This window comes from Bradyrhizobium sp. CCBAU 45384 (assembly GCF_028128665.1).
In the GTDB taxonomy this organism is placed as follows: Bacteria; Pseudomonadota; Alphaproteobacteria; order Rhizobiales; family Xanthobacteraceae; genus Bradyrhizobium; species Bradyrhizobium manausense.
On record NZ_LBIZ01000117.1, the window covers coordinates 113,456 to 130,780 of the forward strand.

Here is a 17,325-nt window from a genome sequence, read left to right on the forward strand (position 1 = left end):
ATGCGATGCCGGCAGCACTCAAAGAGAACATTGTTCCCGTCCCTGGGCAGATCGAGACCCGGCTCTGGCTGCAATTGCTGTCGTTGCATGGCGAGCTGTTTGCCTCGCTCAATTCGGTGCTGAACGCCGAGTTCGGCCTGTCGCTGGCGAAGTTCGACGTGCTGGCCCAGCTGGATCGCTACCGCGATGGCCTTGCGCTCGGGCAGCTGTCCCAGAATTTGAAGGTCACCGGCGGCAATGTCTCCGGCCTGGTGCAGCGCCTGCTCGCGGACGATCTCATCAGCCGGGAAATGTCCAGCGAGGACCGGCGCTCCTTCATCGTGCGCCTGACGCCGAAGGGCGAAGCGCTGTTCAGGAAGGCGGCCGACGTGCACAAGAAGCTTCTCGCCAAACGGTTCGAGAACATGTCGGCCCGGGAGCTCGACAACGCGCTGTCGGTGCTGAAATCGCTTTCTTCGAAACTTGATGCCGAGAGCAAGAAGCAAAGTCGCAAGAGATAATGGCCAGAGAATCCAAGAGCCGATGGAAGTCGGGTCCGCCGCGGACGCGGGACCAGCTGCAGAGCTACATCCCCTATCTATTCAACCGGCTCGCCAATCGCTGGAACCTCGACCAGAACCGCGACCTCAGCGAGCACGGCATCAACAACGTCGTGTTCCGGACGCTGTCGGTGCTGTTCATCTACAAGACCCTGACGGTCAACGAGGTCGCCGTGCTCGCGGTGACCGAGCAGTCGACCGCGAGCCGCATGGTCGAGTCCATGGTGTCGTCGGGCCTCGTCAAGCGCGAGATCGCCGAAGAAGACCAGCGCCGCCGCGTCGTCGGGCTGACGCCTGACGGCGAGGCGCTGCTGCGCAAGATCTGGCCGATCATGGCGAACAATTACGACAGGCTGATCGAGGGCATCGACCCTGACGACATCGAGGTCTGCGCGCGCGTGCTGGCCAAGATGGTCGAGAATATCAAGCAGAACCAGATTTGACTGGTGCGCTTAGATCACGCCGCGGGCTCATTCGAAGAAACGCCGAGGCAAAGCCTCGGCTATGGCGGAGCGCTCGGGGCTCTCTCCTCTAGCTAGCAGGTGACGGCGGCGTTGACGAAAAGCGCCGTGCGGGCGCGGCGGCCACCGGCCGCGCCCACTGAGCAATGTTCAGTTCTGCATTAGCTGCTTCGCGTTGTCGGGCGTAATCGCGGTGGTCGGCACGGTCACCACGGTCGGCACCTTCTCGGCGCAATCGAGCAGGATTGACTTTGCCATGTCGATCGCCTCCGGGCCTCCGGTCGGATAGGTGAAGGTGGCGGCCCACTCGCCTTCCGCCACCGCGCGGATGCCGCCAGCAGGTCCGGGCAAGCCGTCGGTGCCGAGGATCTTCACCTGATCGAGCTTGCCGGCGCCCTTGGCCGCGAGGCGCGCACCGGCCGCCATCATGTCGTTGCTCGCATAGACCGCCTTGATGTTCGGATGGGCCTGGAGCATCGCGGCGAACGCGGTCTGCGCCTTGTCCGGCAACCAGTCGGCGGCCTGCTCGGCGACGACCTGGACCTTCGGATTGTCCTTCACGCCGGACTTGAAGCCGTTGAGCCGTTCGACGGCGGGCGTCGAGCTCGGCAGGCCCTGGAGCACAGCCACTTCGCCGCCTTGCGGAAGGAGCTTGTCGGCGACGTATTTGCCCGCCTCCTCGGCGATCTTGAAATTATCGCCGCCGATGAAGGCCGTATAGTCCTTGCCGGGCTCGCCGACCGTCTTGCGGTCGAGTTCGATGACGGGAATGCCGGCCTTCATGGCCCGCGCGACGACCGGCGTCAGCGGCGCGGCCTCGAACGGCGAGATCAGGATCAGGTCGACCTTCTGGGTGATGAAATTGTCCATCTGCGAGGTCTGCGTGTTCACGTTGCCGGCGCCGTCGGCGATCTGCAGCTTGAATTGCGGCACTTTCTTCGCCGCAGCGGTGAGCTGATCGTTGACATGCTGGCGATAGGGCTCGGCATTGTTGGCCTGCGAGAAGCCGATGACAAACTCCCCGGTCTTGCCGCACTCCTTGACCAGCGGTGCGGCCTGCGCTGCACCGGCGAGGAGCGCCGCGGTGCCGGCGCCCAGCATCAGATTGGACCATAACCTTGACTTGGTAGATGCGCGTCGCATGATTCACTCCCCTGTTTTGCCTTGAACATTCCGCCACTACCGGCGGTCGCTTGCCGGCGGCCGCTGGCCACCGCCAGATCTTTACGTCCCAGCCTTTGCGTCGCCATTGGGGTCAACGACCCAATCCCTCGCGGCGACGAACGAGAGATTGAAGAACCGCGGCCACGACGATGATCGCGCCGGTCGCGAGCAGCTGCAGCGCCGCATTGATGTTGTTGAGCTGAAGGATGTTGGCCAATGCACCGAGCATGATCGCACCTGCGATCGTGCCGATCATCGAGCCGGCGCCGCCGAACAGGCTGGTGCCGCCGATCACCACCGCCGCGATCGCGGTCAATTCGTAACCTGTACCATCATTGGCGCTGCCGAAATTGAACTGGCCGGCGTGGACGATGCCGGCGATGGCCGACACCAGACCCGTAATCGCATAGACCGAGATCTTGACCAGCGTGACTGGCACGCCGGAAAGCCGCGCCGCCCGCTCATTGCCGCCGACCGCGAAGACATAGCGGCCAAAGCGCGTGAAGTTCAGCACGAAAATGGCCACGATCGCGACGACGAGAAAGACCAGGGTTGCGACCGGAACCGTGTTGTCGAACAGACGATCACCCAGCACCGAGAAGATCGGCGGCGCAAGACCTGGACCATTGCCGTAGGAGATATTGATGTACTGGTTGTTGGAGATCACCAGCGCCAGGCCGCGTGCGACCTGCAGGCCCGCCAGCGTCACGATGAAAGCCTCGAGGCGGAATCGGGTCGAGATCGCGCCCTGCGCGCAACCGAACAGAGCGCCGCAGATCATGACGAACAGCAGGGTCGGAACAAGTCCCCAGCCCCAGGTCGTCATGATCGTGGCGGTAAGCACACTGCACAGGCTGAGCAGCGCGCCGACCGACAGATCGATGCCTGCGGTGATGATGACGAAGGTCATGCCGACGGCGATGATGCCGGTCTCGGAAATCGCCCGCACGATGTTCGCGATGTTATCAGGCGCCAGGAACAGGATGGAGCCGTGCCGCCGCGGCGAGAAGATGACGCCGCCGATCGCAACGAGGATGAGGCCGATGACGCTCTGAAAACGGACCGCGATCGCGAAGAAATCAAGACGGCGCCTCGGCGTGGACCGTGCGGGTGCGGATTTCAAGAGTGTTGCGGCGTCATTCATCGCTATCGTCCTGACTGGATTCGGCCACCGCGAGGATGTCGTCCTCCGCGGCGCCGGCGGGAAATTCGGCTACCGTACGCCCACCCCTCAGCACGACGATACGATCGCACAGGCCGATCAGTTCGGGCATTTCGCTTGAGGCGACGAGAATGCCGACGCCTTGCGCGGCGAGCTCGCGAATGCGGGCATAGATTTCGCCCTTTGCGCCGACATCCACGCCGCGCGTCGGCTCATCGAGCAGAAGCAGGCGCGGCTCGCCGAGCACCTCCTTGGCAAGCGCGACTTTCTGCTGGTTGCCTCCGGAGAGGGCGCCGACCGCAAGCTCAGGCCGCGGCGGCCGCACGTCGAACGCCTTGATCGCCTGACGGGCGAGTCTCGCCTGGCGCACCTGCGACATCAGAAAGAACGGCGACACGCGCCGCAGCACCGAGGCGACGAGATTGCGTTCGACGCTGTCGCGCAACATCAAGCCGGCGCCGCGGCGATCATCGCTGACAAAGGCGACGCCGGCGCGGCGCGCCTCCGCTATAGAGGTCAGCCTGGCCGGCCTCTCCCCGACCTCGACGCGGCCCGACCAGGCGCCGGGACCGCCCGCGCCATAGAGTGTAGAGAGCAGCTCGGTCCGTCCCGCTCCCATGATGCCGGCCAAGCCGACGACCTCGCCGGCGCGCACCTCGAGCGAGACCTCGCGCGGCGCACGCCAGCCGGCCTTGGGCCGGCGCGGGCGATAGGCGGCCCGCTCCAGATGCAGCACACGGCGACCGAATGCGCCGCTGCGGCGCGGATAGAGCTCTGCGAGCGGCCGTCCGACGAGCAACGCCACGAGATCGGATTGCGGAGCGGTCGGCGGCGCCGTCCCTGCGATCCTGCCGTCGCGCAAGATCGTCACGCGGTCGGCGACGCGCGGCACCTCTTCGAGCCGATGCGAGATATAGACGATGCCGACCCCGCGCCGTGCGATCTCGCGCATCACATGAAACAACCGCTGCACCTCCGCGGCGGTCAACGCGGCCGTCGGCTCGTCCATCACGAGAATTCGCGACGCGTAGGTCAGGGCCTTGGCGATCGCGACGATCTGCCGCCTGCCGACCGACAATTCACCGACGGGCTGATCGACATCCACATCGAATCCGATCTCATCAAGCCGCGCCCGCGCCGCGCGACGCATCGCGCCGCCATCGAGCACGCCGGCCCGCGTTAGCTCTCGGCCGAGGAACAGGTTGGCGGTTACGTCGAGGCTCGGGACGAGATCGAGCTCCTGGAAGATCGTCGCAACCCCCGCGGCCTGCGCGGCGCGTGGATCGGTGAAGCGGACGGCGGCCCCGTCGACGCGGATCTCGCCCTGATCCGGCGCGATCACGCCGGAGAGAACATTCATCAGGGTCGACTTGCCCGCGCCGTTCTCGCCAAGCAGCGCGTGGATTTCCCCGCTTTCGAGATCGAAATCGACGCCGCGCAGCGCCTGCGCGCCGCCAAAGCTCTTGACGATGCCGCGCATGGCGAGCAACGGGGTGTGAGAGCCCGTGTTCATTTGGGCCTCCCGCAAGATTCGCGCTCGATGATAACAGCGTCGAGTTGAATGGAACGCCGCGCCCCTTGCGGCGCGGCGATGCGCTCCATGAGCAGGAAGGCAGCGCGCCGGCCGATCTCGGCGCAGGGCTGCGCGACCAGCGTCAGGCGCGGCTCAAAGCAATCGGCCCATTCGAAATCGTCGAAGCCGACGATCGAGATATCCTTCGGCACCCGCAATCCGCGCCTATGGATGGCCTTCATGATGCCGATCGTCGCGAGATTGTTGCCACCGACCAAGGCGGTCGGCGGCTGATCGAGATCAAGGAGCCGCTCCGCCGCCTGCATCGCGCTGTTCGTCGTCGCACTGCCGGTCACCAGAAGGCGTTCGTCGATCGCGCCGCCGGCGCCGGCCAGGCCCTCGCGATAGCCGGCAATGCGCGCGAGCGTGGTCGCGAAGCCGGGATTGCCGCCGACATAGCCGATGCGGCGGTGACCGTGCGCGGCGACCCGCGCGACGAGATTGCGCATCGCCTCGCGGTTGTTGATGCCGACCTGATCGAAGGTCGGGTCGGGCATGCGATCGACAAGCACACAGGGCAGCCCGACGTCGCGCAGATAGGCGAGCGTGCGGCGATCGGGATCGGGACTCGGCGCGAGGATGATGCCGTCGACGCGCCGTTGATGCAGCGCCATGACGACCTCGAGCTCACGCTCCGGGTCGTCCTCGGTATCGGACAGAAACACCATCATGCCGAGGCGCGCACACTCGGTTTCGATCGCGCAGATGATGTCGCTGAAATAGGGATTGGAGATTGAAGAGATGGCGATGCCGACCGAACGGGTCGACGCGGCCTTCAGGCTGCGCGCCATGATGTTGGGGCGGTAACTCAAGGAGGCGATCGCCGCTTCCACGGCGCGTGCCGTGTCCGGCGCAACCCGCCGCGTACCGTTCACGACATGTGAAACGGTCGAGACCGAAACGCCCGCTTTGCGGGCTACATCGGCGATGGTCGCCACGTCCCCTCCCGTGCCTGGGCTTTGTTGAACAACCCAAGTTTTGGAGGATTATGTCACACGAAAACGTTTGCGCAATCGTTTTTATGCCATTCACTGTCGTCTAGCTTCGGCGTCGCCGCAAAAAATCGAGCCTGGTCTCACGGCCTTTTAGGGCCCCAGCCCGACGAGGCTGGTGCCGCCGCAGACATAGAGCACCTGGCCGGTGACGAAGTCCGAGCGCTCGTCGAGGAAGAACGAGATGGCGTGCGCGACATCCTCGCGGGAGCCGAGCCGCCCGACGGGGACGTTGCGCGCCATCCGCTCCTGCTGCTCGGAGTCCTTCGGGATGATGCCCCAGAAATTGTCGGTGAGGATCGGCCCCGGCGCCACCACATTCACGGTGATGCCACCAGCGGCAAGCTCCAGTGCCCAGGTCCGGGCCATGCCGTGCACGCCGGCCTTGGTGGCCGAATAGGCCGAGCGGGTCGCGGCGCCCATCGCCGCGCGCGACGAGACGAACACGATGCGCCCGAAGCGGCGCGCCAGCATCCCCTCCAGCGCCGCCTGGGTCAGCAGCATCGGCGCACCCAGATGCAGCTGCGCCAGCATCAAAATGTCTTCCGGCCTCGCATCGGGCAGCAGGTTCGGCAGGATCACGCCGGCATTGTGCACGAGGCGATCGATGGCGTGATCGCGGCAAATCTCTTGCGCGACCGCGCGCGTCTCCTCGAGATCGGAGAGATCGGCGCGGTAGGCCGCGAGCAGCTCATGCGTCCATGTCGGCTGCTCCAGCCCGACCGAGACCACGCGCTCGCCGCGCGCGACCAGCTTCTTCGCCAGCGCCTCGCCGATTCCGGAATTGCCGCCGGTGATGAGTGTGGTGCGCTGCTCGCCCATGATCAGATCTGCCGCTTCTTGAGGTCGCGAAGGTCGAAGAACGCGCCCTCACGCATCAGCTTCGCGACAAAATCCTTCAGGCTGCCGCGCTGGATTTTCTCGGTTGCCGTCAGCGGCAGGCTATCGACGAAAGCGATCCAGCCCGGCGCCTTGTAATAGGCCATCTGCTCCAGGCTCCAGCGCACGATCTGTTCGGCGAGCGCACGGTCGGCGCCGCTGTGTTCTGCGATGATCACCGCCGCGACCTCGTCGCCGCGCAGCTGATCGGGCGTCGCCGTAACGGCAGCCTGCCGGATCGCGGGATGGCGGTTGAGCACGGATTCGACCTCGACCGCGGCGATGTTCTCGCCGGAGCGGCGGATCACGTTCTTCTTGCGATCGACGAAGTGCAGATCGCCATCGGCATCGCGCAACACGACGTCGCCGGTGTGCAGCCAGCCGCCGGCCCATGCCTCAGCAGTGGCTTCCGGATTCTTCAGATATTCGCGGAAGAAGCCGTAACGTGGATCGGCGCCGGCCCGCCGCACCAGGAGCTCGCCGGGGACGTCGTTTGGAGCATCGTTGCCGGCATCATCCACGATCCGAACCTCCACCTCGGGGGCCGGACGACCAAAGCAGCTGGTGCCAATCTTGCGCGGCTCGACATTGGCGGCGATGACGCCGCCGCTGCCGGTCTCGGTCATCGCCCAGGCCTCCAGCAGCGGAAAGCCGAAGCGCTGCTCGAACGGTGCATGCAGCAGCTTGTCGACGCCGGCGCCGAAGCCGAAGCGCACGCTATGCGCCCGGTCCTGGTCCGATGGCGGCGCGCTCATCAGCATCGAGGGCATGACGCCGAGATAATGCAGGCAGGTGGCGCGGCTGTCGCGCACCGAGGCCCACCAGGAACGCGGATGAAAGCGATCGAGCATGGTCAGGCAGCCGCCGACCGAGAGCATCGCCATCAGCGACACCGCCATCGCATTCATGTGGAACAACGGCAGCGGCGTGATCATGCGCTCGCCATCGTCCCCGAGGTCGATCAGCCCGCCGACGTCGCGATACCAGTTGCCGGAATGCAGGAAATAGGTGTTGGTGAGCACGCAGCCCTTGGGCTGCCCCGTCGTGCCTGATGTATAGAGAAGCGCGCATTCGCTCCAGCCGTCGCCCGCGCTCGCTGGCCGCGCGCCGCCGAAGGGCGCGGGAACGTCGTCCTGATCGGTCACGACAGGGATCGGCCGGCCGGCCTGGCGTGCCGCCGCCCCGACCTCCTCGCGCCGCTCGGCGAGGACGAAGGCCGCGTTCATCTCGGAATGCGCGATGATGTATTCGAGCTCACTGAGGCGCAGGTCCGGATTGATCGGCACCACGGAGACACCGAGCGCATTGAGGGCGAACCACAGCTCGATGAAGACGGGCCGGTTCTGCAGCAGCAGCCCGACCCGGTGACCTTCGCCGTAGCCGCGCTCTACAAAGGCCGCGCGCCGGCGTTCGACCCGGTCGAGCATCGCGCGGTAGGAGATCTCGCCCGCGGCGATGCCGTAGATCTCGGCGGTCTCCGGCAGCACGTTGAGGAAGCCCGCCTCACCCCGGCGCAGCGCGGTCTCGCGAAAGCGGTCATAGACTGAGGTCGCAGGGGTCAAAGCAGTCTCACATGAAAAGCTGGATATTGCCGAACGGCGCATCGAAATTGACGAGATCGATCCGCTTGAGCTTGATCTTCAGGGCATCGCCGACCTCTACGAGATCGTGCGAGGCCCATCCCGAATAACACTCCAGCGTATCACCGCGGGTCTCGGTGTAGATGTAGGACGTCCGCGCCTTGAACACGCCGGCTTCAGGATCGCACGCCACGATCCTGGGCGCCTGGAGCAGATGATGACAGCGGCTCTTCGGCTTCTGGCTGAAGGTGCGCTCGCCGGCCAGCCGCTCGACGCGAACCTTCAGGAGCAGCAGGTCCTCGTACATCAAGGACGGCTGCAGCACCGGATCCTGCTGCTGCCATTCCAACGGCATCCAGTAGCGCCCCTCGGGATGAAACAGTTCGAGCCAGGCCTGCCACTGCATGGTGTCGAGCAGCTCAGCCTCGCGGTAGATGAAGTCCGTAACGTCCCTCTCGCTGATCATTCCGCGGCCTCGATGCGCTTGTCCATGTCCATGGTCATGAATTTCGCCCAGGCATGGAACTGGTTTCGCATCTGCCGCTCCGACGTGCCGTTGATGACGGCCGTGACATCATGCTCCTCATGATCGTCGTAGAGCCGCCGCAGATTGACCCATTGATTGCCGTTCGACTTCAGCCCTTCCTGCGCTCGCTCGTACATTTCGAGATCGTCGTGGCCGACGATCGAAGTGGGCGCGTTGATGAAGCGGTTGTACATCAGGGCCCGCTCGTAGAGCTTGTCGGGCGCGCCGACCAGGCGATAGACCCAGCTCTCGACCAGCGTCTTGTCGACCGCTACGGGGATGAAGTTGCGCAGGATCTGCACCGCGCCCTTGACCATGATGTTCGGGAAATAGACGGTATTGTGTCTGACCTCGCCGAGGATCTCGTGCGCCCGCTGCTCGCCATAGGCCGCAACCATCTGGTCGAGATAGCCGGGGACATCCTGATAGTTCGAATGGATGGAGTTGGCGACGCCGGTGTGACCGTGGCCGTTCGGCCAGATCCTGATGCCGCTCTGCTCGTAGAACTCGTACGGGCTCATGAAGGGCCCGTAGAGCTGCACCGCCATCGGCGTCTCCGTGGCATCCCCCTGCTCGCGCTTCCAGACCTTGACCGCGGTGCCGGCCGAGCTCTCATGCGCCACCATGGGATGGCAGGTGTCGGTCTGGTTCTCGACCAGCATCTTCCAATTGCAGCTGTGCATGTAGCGGATCGGCGTCGCCTGGACTGCGAGCTTTCCCTCCGGCGAGCGGTCGACCATGTTGTCGATGGTCGAGAGGCTCTCGCCGAAATAATCCTCGAACGACACGCCATTATCGCTGAGGCGGGCGAAGATGAAATCGCGGTAGATGACGACGTTTTCGACCTTCGACAGCCCCTCATTGGCCTGGGTGTCGCCGAAGCCGGTGCTCTCGTAGCCCTTCTTCAAGGGAATCGCGAGCAGCGAGCCATCGGTCTTGAAGGACCAGGCATGATAGGGACAGCGAAAGAATTTTCCGGTGTTGCCGCAGGGCTCAGAGGCGATCTTCACGCCCTTGTGCGGGCAGCGATTGTAGAAGACGTGGATGGAGCCGTCGCTGTGGCGGCTGGTCATGACCGGCTGCCGGCCGATGGTGGCAGTGATGAAATCGCCTGAATTGGCCAGCTGGCTGGCATGGCCGACATAGATCCAGCTGTTCGGAAACAGGTGCTCCATCTCGAGCTCGAAGATTTCAGGGTCGACATAGACGTCGCGGTGCACCTCGGCCTCGCGCACCAGCGCGGCAATCGCTTGGGCATTCCTTCCGTATTTCGTCATGGCTCCCCTCACAAATCCAGCACCAGACGTTCGGACTTGGCGCGCGACACACAGATCTGCATGACCTTGTTGCACGCCCTCTCCTCGTCGCTGAGAATGACGTCGCGGTGATCAGGCACGCCATCGATCACGCCGCATTGGCAGATGCCGCAATCGCCGCGCTGGCAGTCGTAGAGAACGTCGAGCCCCGCCGCCTCCAGCGCCTGGATGATGCTCTGCCCCACCGCGACGCCGACGACCTGCCCGGTCGATTTGATCTCGACCTCGAACGGCCGGTCCGGCGAGGACGGCTGCTCGGATTTGAACAGCTCGTAATGGATGCGATCGGCTGATACGCCGGCGGCGAGCGCACCGGCCTTGACCGCCTCGATCATGCCTGAGGGGCCGCAGACATAGATGTGAGCATTTGCACCTGAAGCGCCGAGCGCTGCTGCAATGTCGAGGCGGGTCTCGTCGCTGTCGTAGTGAACAGACAGATTCCTGGCGCAGATCTCCTGCAATTGCGGCAGGAACGCCAGCAGTCCTTGCTTACGGCCGGCATAATGCAGGCGATACGGACTTCCTCGCGCCGCCAGCTCCGCCGCCATCGACAGTACAGGCGTGATGCCGATGCCGCCGGCAAACAGCAGCGCCGGCGCGCTTCCCTCGTGCAGGCGAAAATTGTTGACCGGCGCGCTCGCCTTCACGACATCGCCGACCTTCAGCGCGTGCATGAATTGCGAACCGCCGTTCGAAGCCTCTTCGCGCAGGACACCGAGCGCCAGCGCATCCCCAGGCAGGCCCGGCAACGCCATCAGCGAATACGGCCGGTCCCCTCCATCGGGGAGCGCCACGCGGAGATGCGCGCCGGCCTGCCAGCGCGGCACGGCCCCGTCCTCCACGCCAAACACAAGGCTCCGTATGAACGGCGTCTCCGCGGCATACGACCTGACCTTGAGCTTGAGCGGATGCGCGTCCATTCAGGCGGCCCGTGAATTATATGAATTTGCATATTTTTAGACATGTAATAATTGCCTGTCAATCGTCCGCGCGGGCCAGGCCCGGCGGGGCGCACATCGCGCCTCTAACTATTTGGGAAGATGGAGCTCTTGGTATGCTGGGGTGTGCCGGCCTGAACAGTCCCGGGCGATGCATCGTCCCGAGCGCTCCGCCGACACCATCAGGCCGTTACGGCAGGTTGTCGCGCAGGAAGATGTCGATGCGGATGCGCTCCTGATCGGGGCTGATCGGCTCTTCCATGCAATGCGCCAGCAGCACCCGTGCGGCGGAGCGCGCCTCGTGGCCGGGATCCTGGTTGATGATCGCATCGAGCGTGCCGCGCACCAGGAAGCGACGCGTATGCTGGGTCAGTTCATGGGTGATCCAGACCACGTCGCGCGCGCGGCCGGAGGCCTCGAGTGCCTCGGCAATGCCGCGATTGCCGGCGCCGCAGCAATAGATGCCGCGCAGGTCCGCATGGCGTTTGAGCAGCGCGGTGGTCAGCTCCCGCGTGCGCTCGCTGTCGTCACGGCCCTCGATGACAGGCAATGTCACCAGGTTTGGATACTCGCTGGACAAGATCTGATGGAAGCCGAACTGCCGCTCGCTGTGATCGCGCAGCGACAACGATCCCGCGATGACCGCAACCTTGCCGTCGCGAGCGGCGAGAAAGCGCCCCATCAGCGTTGCCGCGGTCCGTCCCGCGGCCGGATTGTCGATACCGACATAGTGCAGACGGCGCGAGCTCGGCGCGTCCGATACAAGGGTCACCACGACGATCCCGCGCGCGGTGAGCTCGTCGATCGCGTCGCGGACCTTGGGATGGTCGAGCGCGACCACGGCGACCCCCTGATAGACCGGCGACAAATCCTCCAGTGCGCCGGCCAGAACTTCCGGATCGAACACGTCGACGTGGCGGACGTCGATGAAGCCGCGCTGGCCGGCAAGCCAGCCGGCGGTGCGCTGGACCTGCTCGGACAAATTGGTCATGAAGCTGTTGCTGCCGGTCGGCAGCACGAAGGCGAAACGAAACGACTGCCCGCGGGCGAGGCGCGCAGCGGCGACGTCGGCACGATAGCCCAGTTTTGCCACCGCGGCCTCGACACGCGCGACGGTCTTGGCGCGCACGCCCTCGCGCCGGTTGACGACGCGATCGACGGTGGCGAGCGACACCCCCGCCGCGCGCGCGACATCCTCGAGCGTGGCGCGAGCCATGGGCTGGGTCGCGCTCTCAGTCATTCGCGCGCCGCCCACAGCATGCCGCGGGTCATCAATGTCCGGATCTCCGGTACGTCGAGCTCATAGGCGCGATGACCGAGCGAGGAATAGAACACCCTGCCCGCGCCATATTGCTTCTTCCAGACCACCGGCATCACCACGCCGTCGATCCAGGGCGCGTGCTCGCCGGTAAAGGTCGTCGTCGCCAGCACCTCGATAGCGGGATCGACATGCATGTAATACTGCTCGGAACGATGCTCAAAACTCTTCAGGCCCTTCATGATGGGATCGTCAGGCTTGGTCACGTCGACCTTGTAGTCGATGATGTTGCCGGGATGCGCGACCCATTGCCCGCCGCACATGAACTGGTAGTCCACAGAATCGCGGAAGGCATCGCACATACCGCCATGATGACCGGCGAGCCCGACGCCGCTGCGCACGGCCGCGCAGAGATTGAGCGCGTCCGCCTTCTCGATCTTCGACATGGTGTAGATCGGGATGATCAGCGAGAGATCGTGGATCTTGGGATCGCCGAACGCCTCGGTCGTGGTCTCGATCCGGACTTCGAAGCCTTCCGCCTTCAGCCAGCCGCGGATCATCGAGGCACAGAGATCGGGATCGTGTCCCGGCCAGCCGCCCCATACAATCAATGCCTTGCGCATGCTCATTCCCTCAGTCGATCTGTCCGGTTTCACGTCCGGCCGGCAGCATCGCCGGCCGCTCGACGCGGTTTTCGATCTTGACGCGCCGCCCCTCGTCCGCCGAGGTCTGGAACGCCTCCATCACTTCCAGCACATGGAAGGCGAGCGCGCCGCTGGCGCGGTGCGGCCGGTTGTTCAGGATCGCGGAGGCCATGTCGGCGACGCCGATCGAGCGGAATTCGCCTTCGACATGACCATGCGTCAACGGCATCGTCTCAAATTCGCCGCCGGTCTTGGCGACCTGCACTTCGCCGCCGAAGCGGTTCGGGTCCGGCACCAGCATGCTGCCCTTGTCGCCATAGATCTCGATCGGCGCGTGGCGGTGCTTCGGCACATCGAAGCTCATCGTGATCGAGACGACGGCCCCGCTTTCGAATTCGAGTGTGCCCGCGACGTGGGTCGCCACCTCGACCGGGATGAAGCTGCCGTTCATCGGCTGACTGGTGACCAGACGCTCGGATCTCGGGCGCGCGGTCGAGCCCATCACACTGGCAACGGGCCCCAGCAGTTGCACAAGATCGGTGATGTAATACGGGCCCATGTCCAACATCGGCCCGCCGCCCCGCAAATAATAAAAGCCCGGCGCCGGATGCCAGCGCTCATGGCCGGGGCAGCCGAAGAAGGCGCTGCCCGCCACGGGCGTGCCGATCGCGCCGTCATCGATCAGCTTGCGCGCGGTCTGGTGCCCGCCGCCGAGGAACGTGTCGGGTGCGCAGCCGACACGAAGGTTCTTCTGCGCGGCGAGATCCATCACCTTGCGGGCTTCCGCAACGTTGATGCCGAGCGGCTTCTCGGAATGGACGTGCTTGCCCGCGTTCAGCACCGCGAGGCTGACATCGGTGTGGGCGAGCGGGACGGTGAGATTGACGACGATCTCGACGTCATCGCGCTTGAGCAGCTGGTCGACCCGCATCGCCGGCAAGTTGAAGGCGGCGCCCTGGCGCTCGGCGACATCGCTGCGCATGTCGGCGAGTGCCCTCACCTCCATGACTGGAAAGCGCTGCGCTGCCTTGAGGTACGCAGTGCTGATGACACCGCAGCCGATGATTCCGACGCCGACTTTTCTCATTGTTGTCTCCGTGAAGTCTTGCTTATCCCTTGACCGCGCCCGCCGTGAGGCCGGCAACGATGTGCTTTTGCGCCAGCAGGAACAGAATGATCGTCGGCAGGATGGTGAGCGTGATGAAGGCGAGGATCAGGTGCCACTCGGACGAATATTCGCCCTGGTAAACCATGATGCCGAGCGGCCAGGGATAGAGCGCATCGGTGTTGAGCATCACCAGCGGCAGCAGATAGGCGTTCCAGCTGTTGACGAAGGTGATGGTGCCGACGGTGGCCAGGATCGGCCGCGACAACGGCAGCGTCACATAACGAAAGAACTTGACGTAGCTGCAGCCGTCGACCAGCGCGGCCTCCAGCAGCTCATAGGGAATGTCCTTGAAGAAGCGGCGCAGCAGCAGCACGCTCATGGCGAGGCTGAAGGCCACTTGCGGCAACGCCACGCCGAAATAGGTATCGAGCAGGCCGAGATCGCGCACCTTGATGAACAGCGGCAGCACCGCGGTCGCCGCCGGAAACAACAGGCCGAGCGTCAAATAGCTCAGCAGCATCGACGAGCCGAAGAACCTGACATGGGCGAAGGTGAACGCCGCCATCGAGGCGACGATCAGCGTCAATGTCACCGTGAGGGTCGAGATGATCAGCGAGTTGCGCAGGAGCTGCCAGTAGCGGGCAGAGAACAGGATGTTCGCATAGTTCTGCCACTCCCAATGTTGTGGCAGGCCGAATGGATTGACGCGCAATTCGCCGAGCGATTTGAAACCGCCGAGCAGAGTCGCAAGCAGCGGCACCAGCACGAAGATGGCAACGATGCCGAGAAATGCCGCCTTGAACAGCATTGCGGGGTCGAACGGCGCGCGGGCAGTCTCGGCACTATTCATCGCGCATGAACCATCGCTTGTAGGTGAAGGCAAAGGTCACGCAGATCGCGAACAGGATGACGCCGATGGCGCTGCCATAGCCGACCCGCATGCGCGAGATGCCGTTGTTGTAGAGGAAGCTGACCATGGTGTTGGAGGAATCCGCAGGTCCCCCGCGCGTCAGCGGCATGACGAGATCGAACAGCTGCAGCGAGCCGACGATGGCGAAGAACACCGAGAGGCGGATGGTCGGGTAGAGCAAGGGGATCACGACATGGCGCAGCGCCTGCGAGCGCGTTGCGCCGTCGATTCGCGCCGCCTCGACCAGACTCTTGTCGAGGCTCTGCAGCGCCGCGATGAACAGCATCATATGGAAGCCGAAATACTTCCACACGATGACGATCAGCACCGCCAGCATCGCCGTATCGGTCGAGGCCAGGAGGTGCGGCGGCTCGGCGCCGAAGGTGCGCCAGATCGATGCGACGAGACCGTAGTCACCGTCATAGACGAAGCTGAAGATCAAGCCGGTCGCGATCTCCGCCAGGATATAGGGCATGAAGAACAGCATGCGCAGCGCCACCGCGCCGCGGAACTTCTCGGCCAGCATCAGGGCCAGTGTCAGCGCAAGCGGCAGCTGGATCGCGAGCGAGACCGCGATGATGAGTCCGTTGTTGCGCAGCGCGAGCCAGAACGCGCGGGTTTCGAGCACGAAGCGATAATTGTCGAAGCCGATCCAGTTGGTCGGCCTGCCGAAACCGTTCCAGTTGAAGCCCGAGTACCACGCCGCCTCGCCGATCGGCAGCACCACGAACAGCGTGAACAGCAGCAGCGCCGGCGGCAGAAACAGGATCAGGACGGTGAAGCGGCCGTCCCAGCCCGGGCCCCGCACCGCAACCTGAGGAGCCGCCTCACCGGCAACGCTGATCGGCGAGGTGATCGCGATCCGTCGCGCCACAGTCAGTTACCTTGCTTGTACGCCGCTTCGATTGCCTTCGCAGCGTCCTGCGGGCTCATGCTGCCACCAGCGATCTCCGCCGTGACGTCGTTGACCACGCGCCCGACCGACGGGCCGAGGCTCTGGTCATAGAAGTTCTGGTGATACTGCGACCTCGCCAGATTGGCTGCGATCTGCTTCATGAAGGCGCTGTTGAGGCCGGCTTCGCCGCCCTTGACGACGGGAACAATGAAATTGCCGGCGGCGAGCCGCGCCTGCACGTCCTTGGAGATAAAGAACTTGAGGAAGTCGGTGGCTTCCTTGGGCGCGCCCTTGGTGATCAGCCAGCCGGTGATGCCGCCGAGCGTGTCTGACGGCTCACCCTTGCCGCCGCCGGGTACGACCGGAAAATCGAACCAGCCAAGCTTGTCGTCGCTGAGACCGACCTTGTCGGCGGCAAGCGCGCGCTGGGTGTGATAGAAGGAGGAGATGGCCAGGATCATCGCGGCCTTCCCGTCACCGAAATAGCCGACGGCCTGCGGGTTCTTGAAGCCGAGGAAGCCGTTCTGGAACGGCTGCAGATCGACCAGCTGCTTGAACAGCTCGCCGGATTTCTGGAAGGTCTCGCCGGCGAAGCCGCCATTCTCGCCCTTCAGCGCTGCATCGAAGGCCGGCTTGCCGCCGATGCGCACAGCGAGATGCGTCCAGTAGAAATGCAGCGGCCATTTGTCGGCACCGCCAACCACAATCGGCGTAACACCCGCGGCCTTCAGCGTTTTCACCGCGCCGAGCAGATCGTCCCATGTCTTGATCTTGCTTGGATCGACATTACCCTTGGCCATCAAATCCTTGTTGTAGAGGAAGCCGACCTGCGAGAGCGAAATCGGAAGTCCGAAGACGCGGCCGTTCTGCGTGAAGGCGGCGAGCGCCGCCGGTGCGATCGTGTCGCTGTAGCCGTCGCTCTTCACGGAATCGGTGATGTCTTCCAGCACGCCCGCATCGACCTGCGTCTTCAAGACGCCGCCGGCCCAGCTATAGATGATGTGCGGCCGGTCCTTCGATTGCAGGATGGTCGGTAGCTTGGCCTTGTAGGCCTCGTTCTCGAGGAACTGCATCTCGACCTTCACACCGGGGTGCGAGGCCTCATAGCTGCGTGCGACCTCCTCCCAGATCTTCACCTGGGCCGGATTGACCTCGATGTGGAGCCATTTCACGGTGGTGTCGGCTGCCGCGACATTTGCGCCAAGCAGGCATGCGGCAACGGCGAGTCCCAGCTTCCCGAGCAATCTCATCACAACCTCCCAACGGCTTTTATTCTTTGAACGCAATCCTGCCTTCAGTTTTTGAGGTACGCAACTAAAATTCTGACATATGGACCTCACAAGAGGAACGGCTAAGTTCCTGCGAAAGAATCAGGGCGGG

17 protein-coding genes are annotated in these 17,325 nt (G+C 64.3%); 2 read left to right on the forward strand and 15 right to left on the reverse strand.

The window, feature by feature from the left end:
- The first annotated feature begins 5 nt into the window (after positions 1-5).
- Positions 6-500, forward strand: coding sequence for a MarR family winged helix-turn-helix transcriptional regulator (locus tag XH80_RS32040; RefSeq protein ID WP_271602054.1), 495 nt, complete (start codon positions 6-8; stop codon positions 498-500).
- Positions 500-982 (forward strand): MarR family winged helix-turn-helix transcriptional regulator, encoded by a 483-nt coding sequence (locus XH80_RS32045; protein ID WP_271602055.1) that lies wholly within the window; start codon positions 500-502, stop codon positions 980-982. Before XH80_RS32040 ends, XH80_RS32045 begins: the two co-directional genes overlap by 1 nt.
- A 168-nt stretch (positions 983-1,150) precedes the next feature.
- Here XH80_RS32045 and XH80_RS32050 read toward each other — a convergent pair whose 3' ends face one another.
- From XH80_RS32050 to XH80_RS32120, 15 genes are all read right to left on the reverse strand, one after another.
- Positions 1,151-2,101: a substrate-binding domain-containing protein gene (locus tag XH80_RS32050; protein ID WP_442869192.1), complete on the reverse strand. Its 951-nt coding sequence runs from the start codon at positions 2,099-2,101 to the stop codon at positions 1,151-1,153.
- Between the two features lie 154 nt (positions 2,102-2,255).
- The gene (locus XH80_RS32055) at positions 2,256-3,308 is read right to left on the reverse strand and encodes an ABC transporter permease (protein WP_057758715.1); all 1,053 of its coding nucleotides are present in this window, start codon (positions 3,306-3,308) and stop codon (positions 2,256-2,258) included.
- Positions 3,301-4,839 carry a sugar ABC transporter ATP-binding protein gene (locus XH80_RS32060; protein WP_271602057.1) on the reverse strand — a complete coding sequence of 513 codons (1,539 nt, stop codon included), beginning with the start codon at positions 4,837-4,839 and terminating at the stop codon, positions 3,301-3,303. The genes XH80_RS32055 and XH80_RS32060 overlap by 8 nt, the downstream gene beginning before the upstream one ends.
- Complete coding sequence (locus XH80_RS32065; RefSeq protein ID WP_271602058.1) at positions 4,836-5,837, reverse strand: LacI family DNA-binding transcriptional regulator; 1,002 nt, start codon at positions 5,835-5,837, stop codon at positions 4,836-4,838. The genes XH80_RS32060 and XH80_RS32065 overlap by 4 nt, the downstream gene beginning before the upstream one ends.
- 147 nt (positions 5,838-5,984) lie before the next feature.
- Positions 5,985-6,713, reverse strand: coding sequence for an SDR family NAD(P)-dependent oxidoreductase (locus XH80_RS32070; protein ID WP_271602059.1), 729 nt, complete (start codon positions 6,711-6,713; stop codon positions 5,985-5,987).
- Between the two features lie 2 nt (positions 6,714-6,715).
- Complete coding sequence (locus XH80_RS32075) at positions 6,716-8,332, reverse strand: ATP-dependent acyl-CoA ligase (protein WP_271602060.1); 1,617 nt, start codon at positions 8,330-8,332, stop codon at positions 6,716-6,718.
- Between the two features lie 7 nt (positions 8,333-8,339).
- A complete protein-coding gene (locus XH80_RS32080; RefSeq protein ID WP_271602061.1) occupies positions 8,340-8,816 on the reverse strand; it encodes an aromatic-ring-hydroxylating dioxygenase subunit beta in 477 nt (158 codons plus the stop codon).
- Positions 8,813-10,153 (reverse strand): Rieske 2Fe-2S domain-containing protein, encoded by a 1,341-nt coding sequence (locus tag XH80_RS32085; protein WP_271602062.1) that lies wholly within the window; start codon positions 10,151-10,153, stop codon positions 8,813-8,815. Before XH80_RS32085 ends, XH80_RS32080 begins: the two co-directional genes overlap by 4 nt.
- Positions 10,154-10,161: 8 nt before the next feature.
- On the reverse strand, positions 10,162-11,112 hold the full coding sequence (locus XH80_RS32090) for a PDR/VanB family oxidoreductase (RefSeq protein WP_271602063.1): 951 nt from the start codon (positions 11,110-11,112) through the stop codon (positions 10,162-10,164).
- 208 nt (positions 11,113-11,320) lie between these two features.
- Entirely contained in the window at positions 11,321-12,370 is a 1,050-nt protein-coding gene (locus XH80_RS32095; protein WP_271602064.1) for a LacI family DNA-binding transcriptional regulator, read from the reverse strand.
- Entirely contained in the window at positions 12,367-13,011 is a 645-nt protein-coding gene (locus XH80_RS32100) for a ThuA domain-containing protein (RefSeq protein ID WP_057759104.1), read from the reverse strand. Before XH80_RS32100 ends, XH80_RS32095 begins: the two co-directional genes overlap by 4 nt.
- A 10-nt stretch (positions 13,012-13,021) precedes the next feature.
- On the reverse strand, positions 13,022-14,119 hold the full coding sequence (locus tag XH80_RS32105; protein ID WP_271602065.1) for a Gfo/Idh/MocA family protein: 1,098 nt from the start codon (positions 14,117-14,119) through the stop codon (positions 13,022-13,024).
- A 22-nt stretch (positions 14,120-14,141) separates the two neighbouring features.
- Positions 14,142-14,990: a carbohydrate ABC transporter permease gene (locus tag XH80_RS32110; RefSeq protein WP_271602066.1), complete on the reverse strand. Its 849-nt coding sequence runs from the start codon at positions 14,988-14,990 to the stop codon at positions 14,142-14,144.
- Positions 14,983-15,924: a carbohydrate ABC transporter permease gene (locus XH80_RS32115; RefSeq protein WP_271602067.1), complete on the reverse strand. Its 942-nt coding sequence runs from the start codon at positions 15,922-15,924 to the stop codon at positions 14,983-14,985. The genes XH80_RS32110 and XH80_RS32115 overlap by 8 nt, the downstream gene beginning before the upstream one ends.
- Positions 15,925-15,926: 2 nt before the next feature.
- Complete coding sequence (locus XH80_RS32120) at positions 15,927-17,195, reverse strand: extracellular solute-binding protein (protein ID WP_271602068.1); 1,269 nt, start codon at positions 17,193-17,195, stop codon at positions 15,927-15,929.
- Between the last annotated feature and the right edge of the window lie 130 nt (positions 17,196-17,325).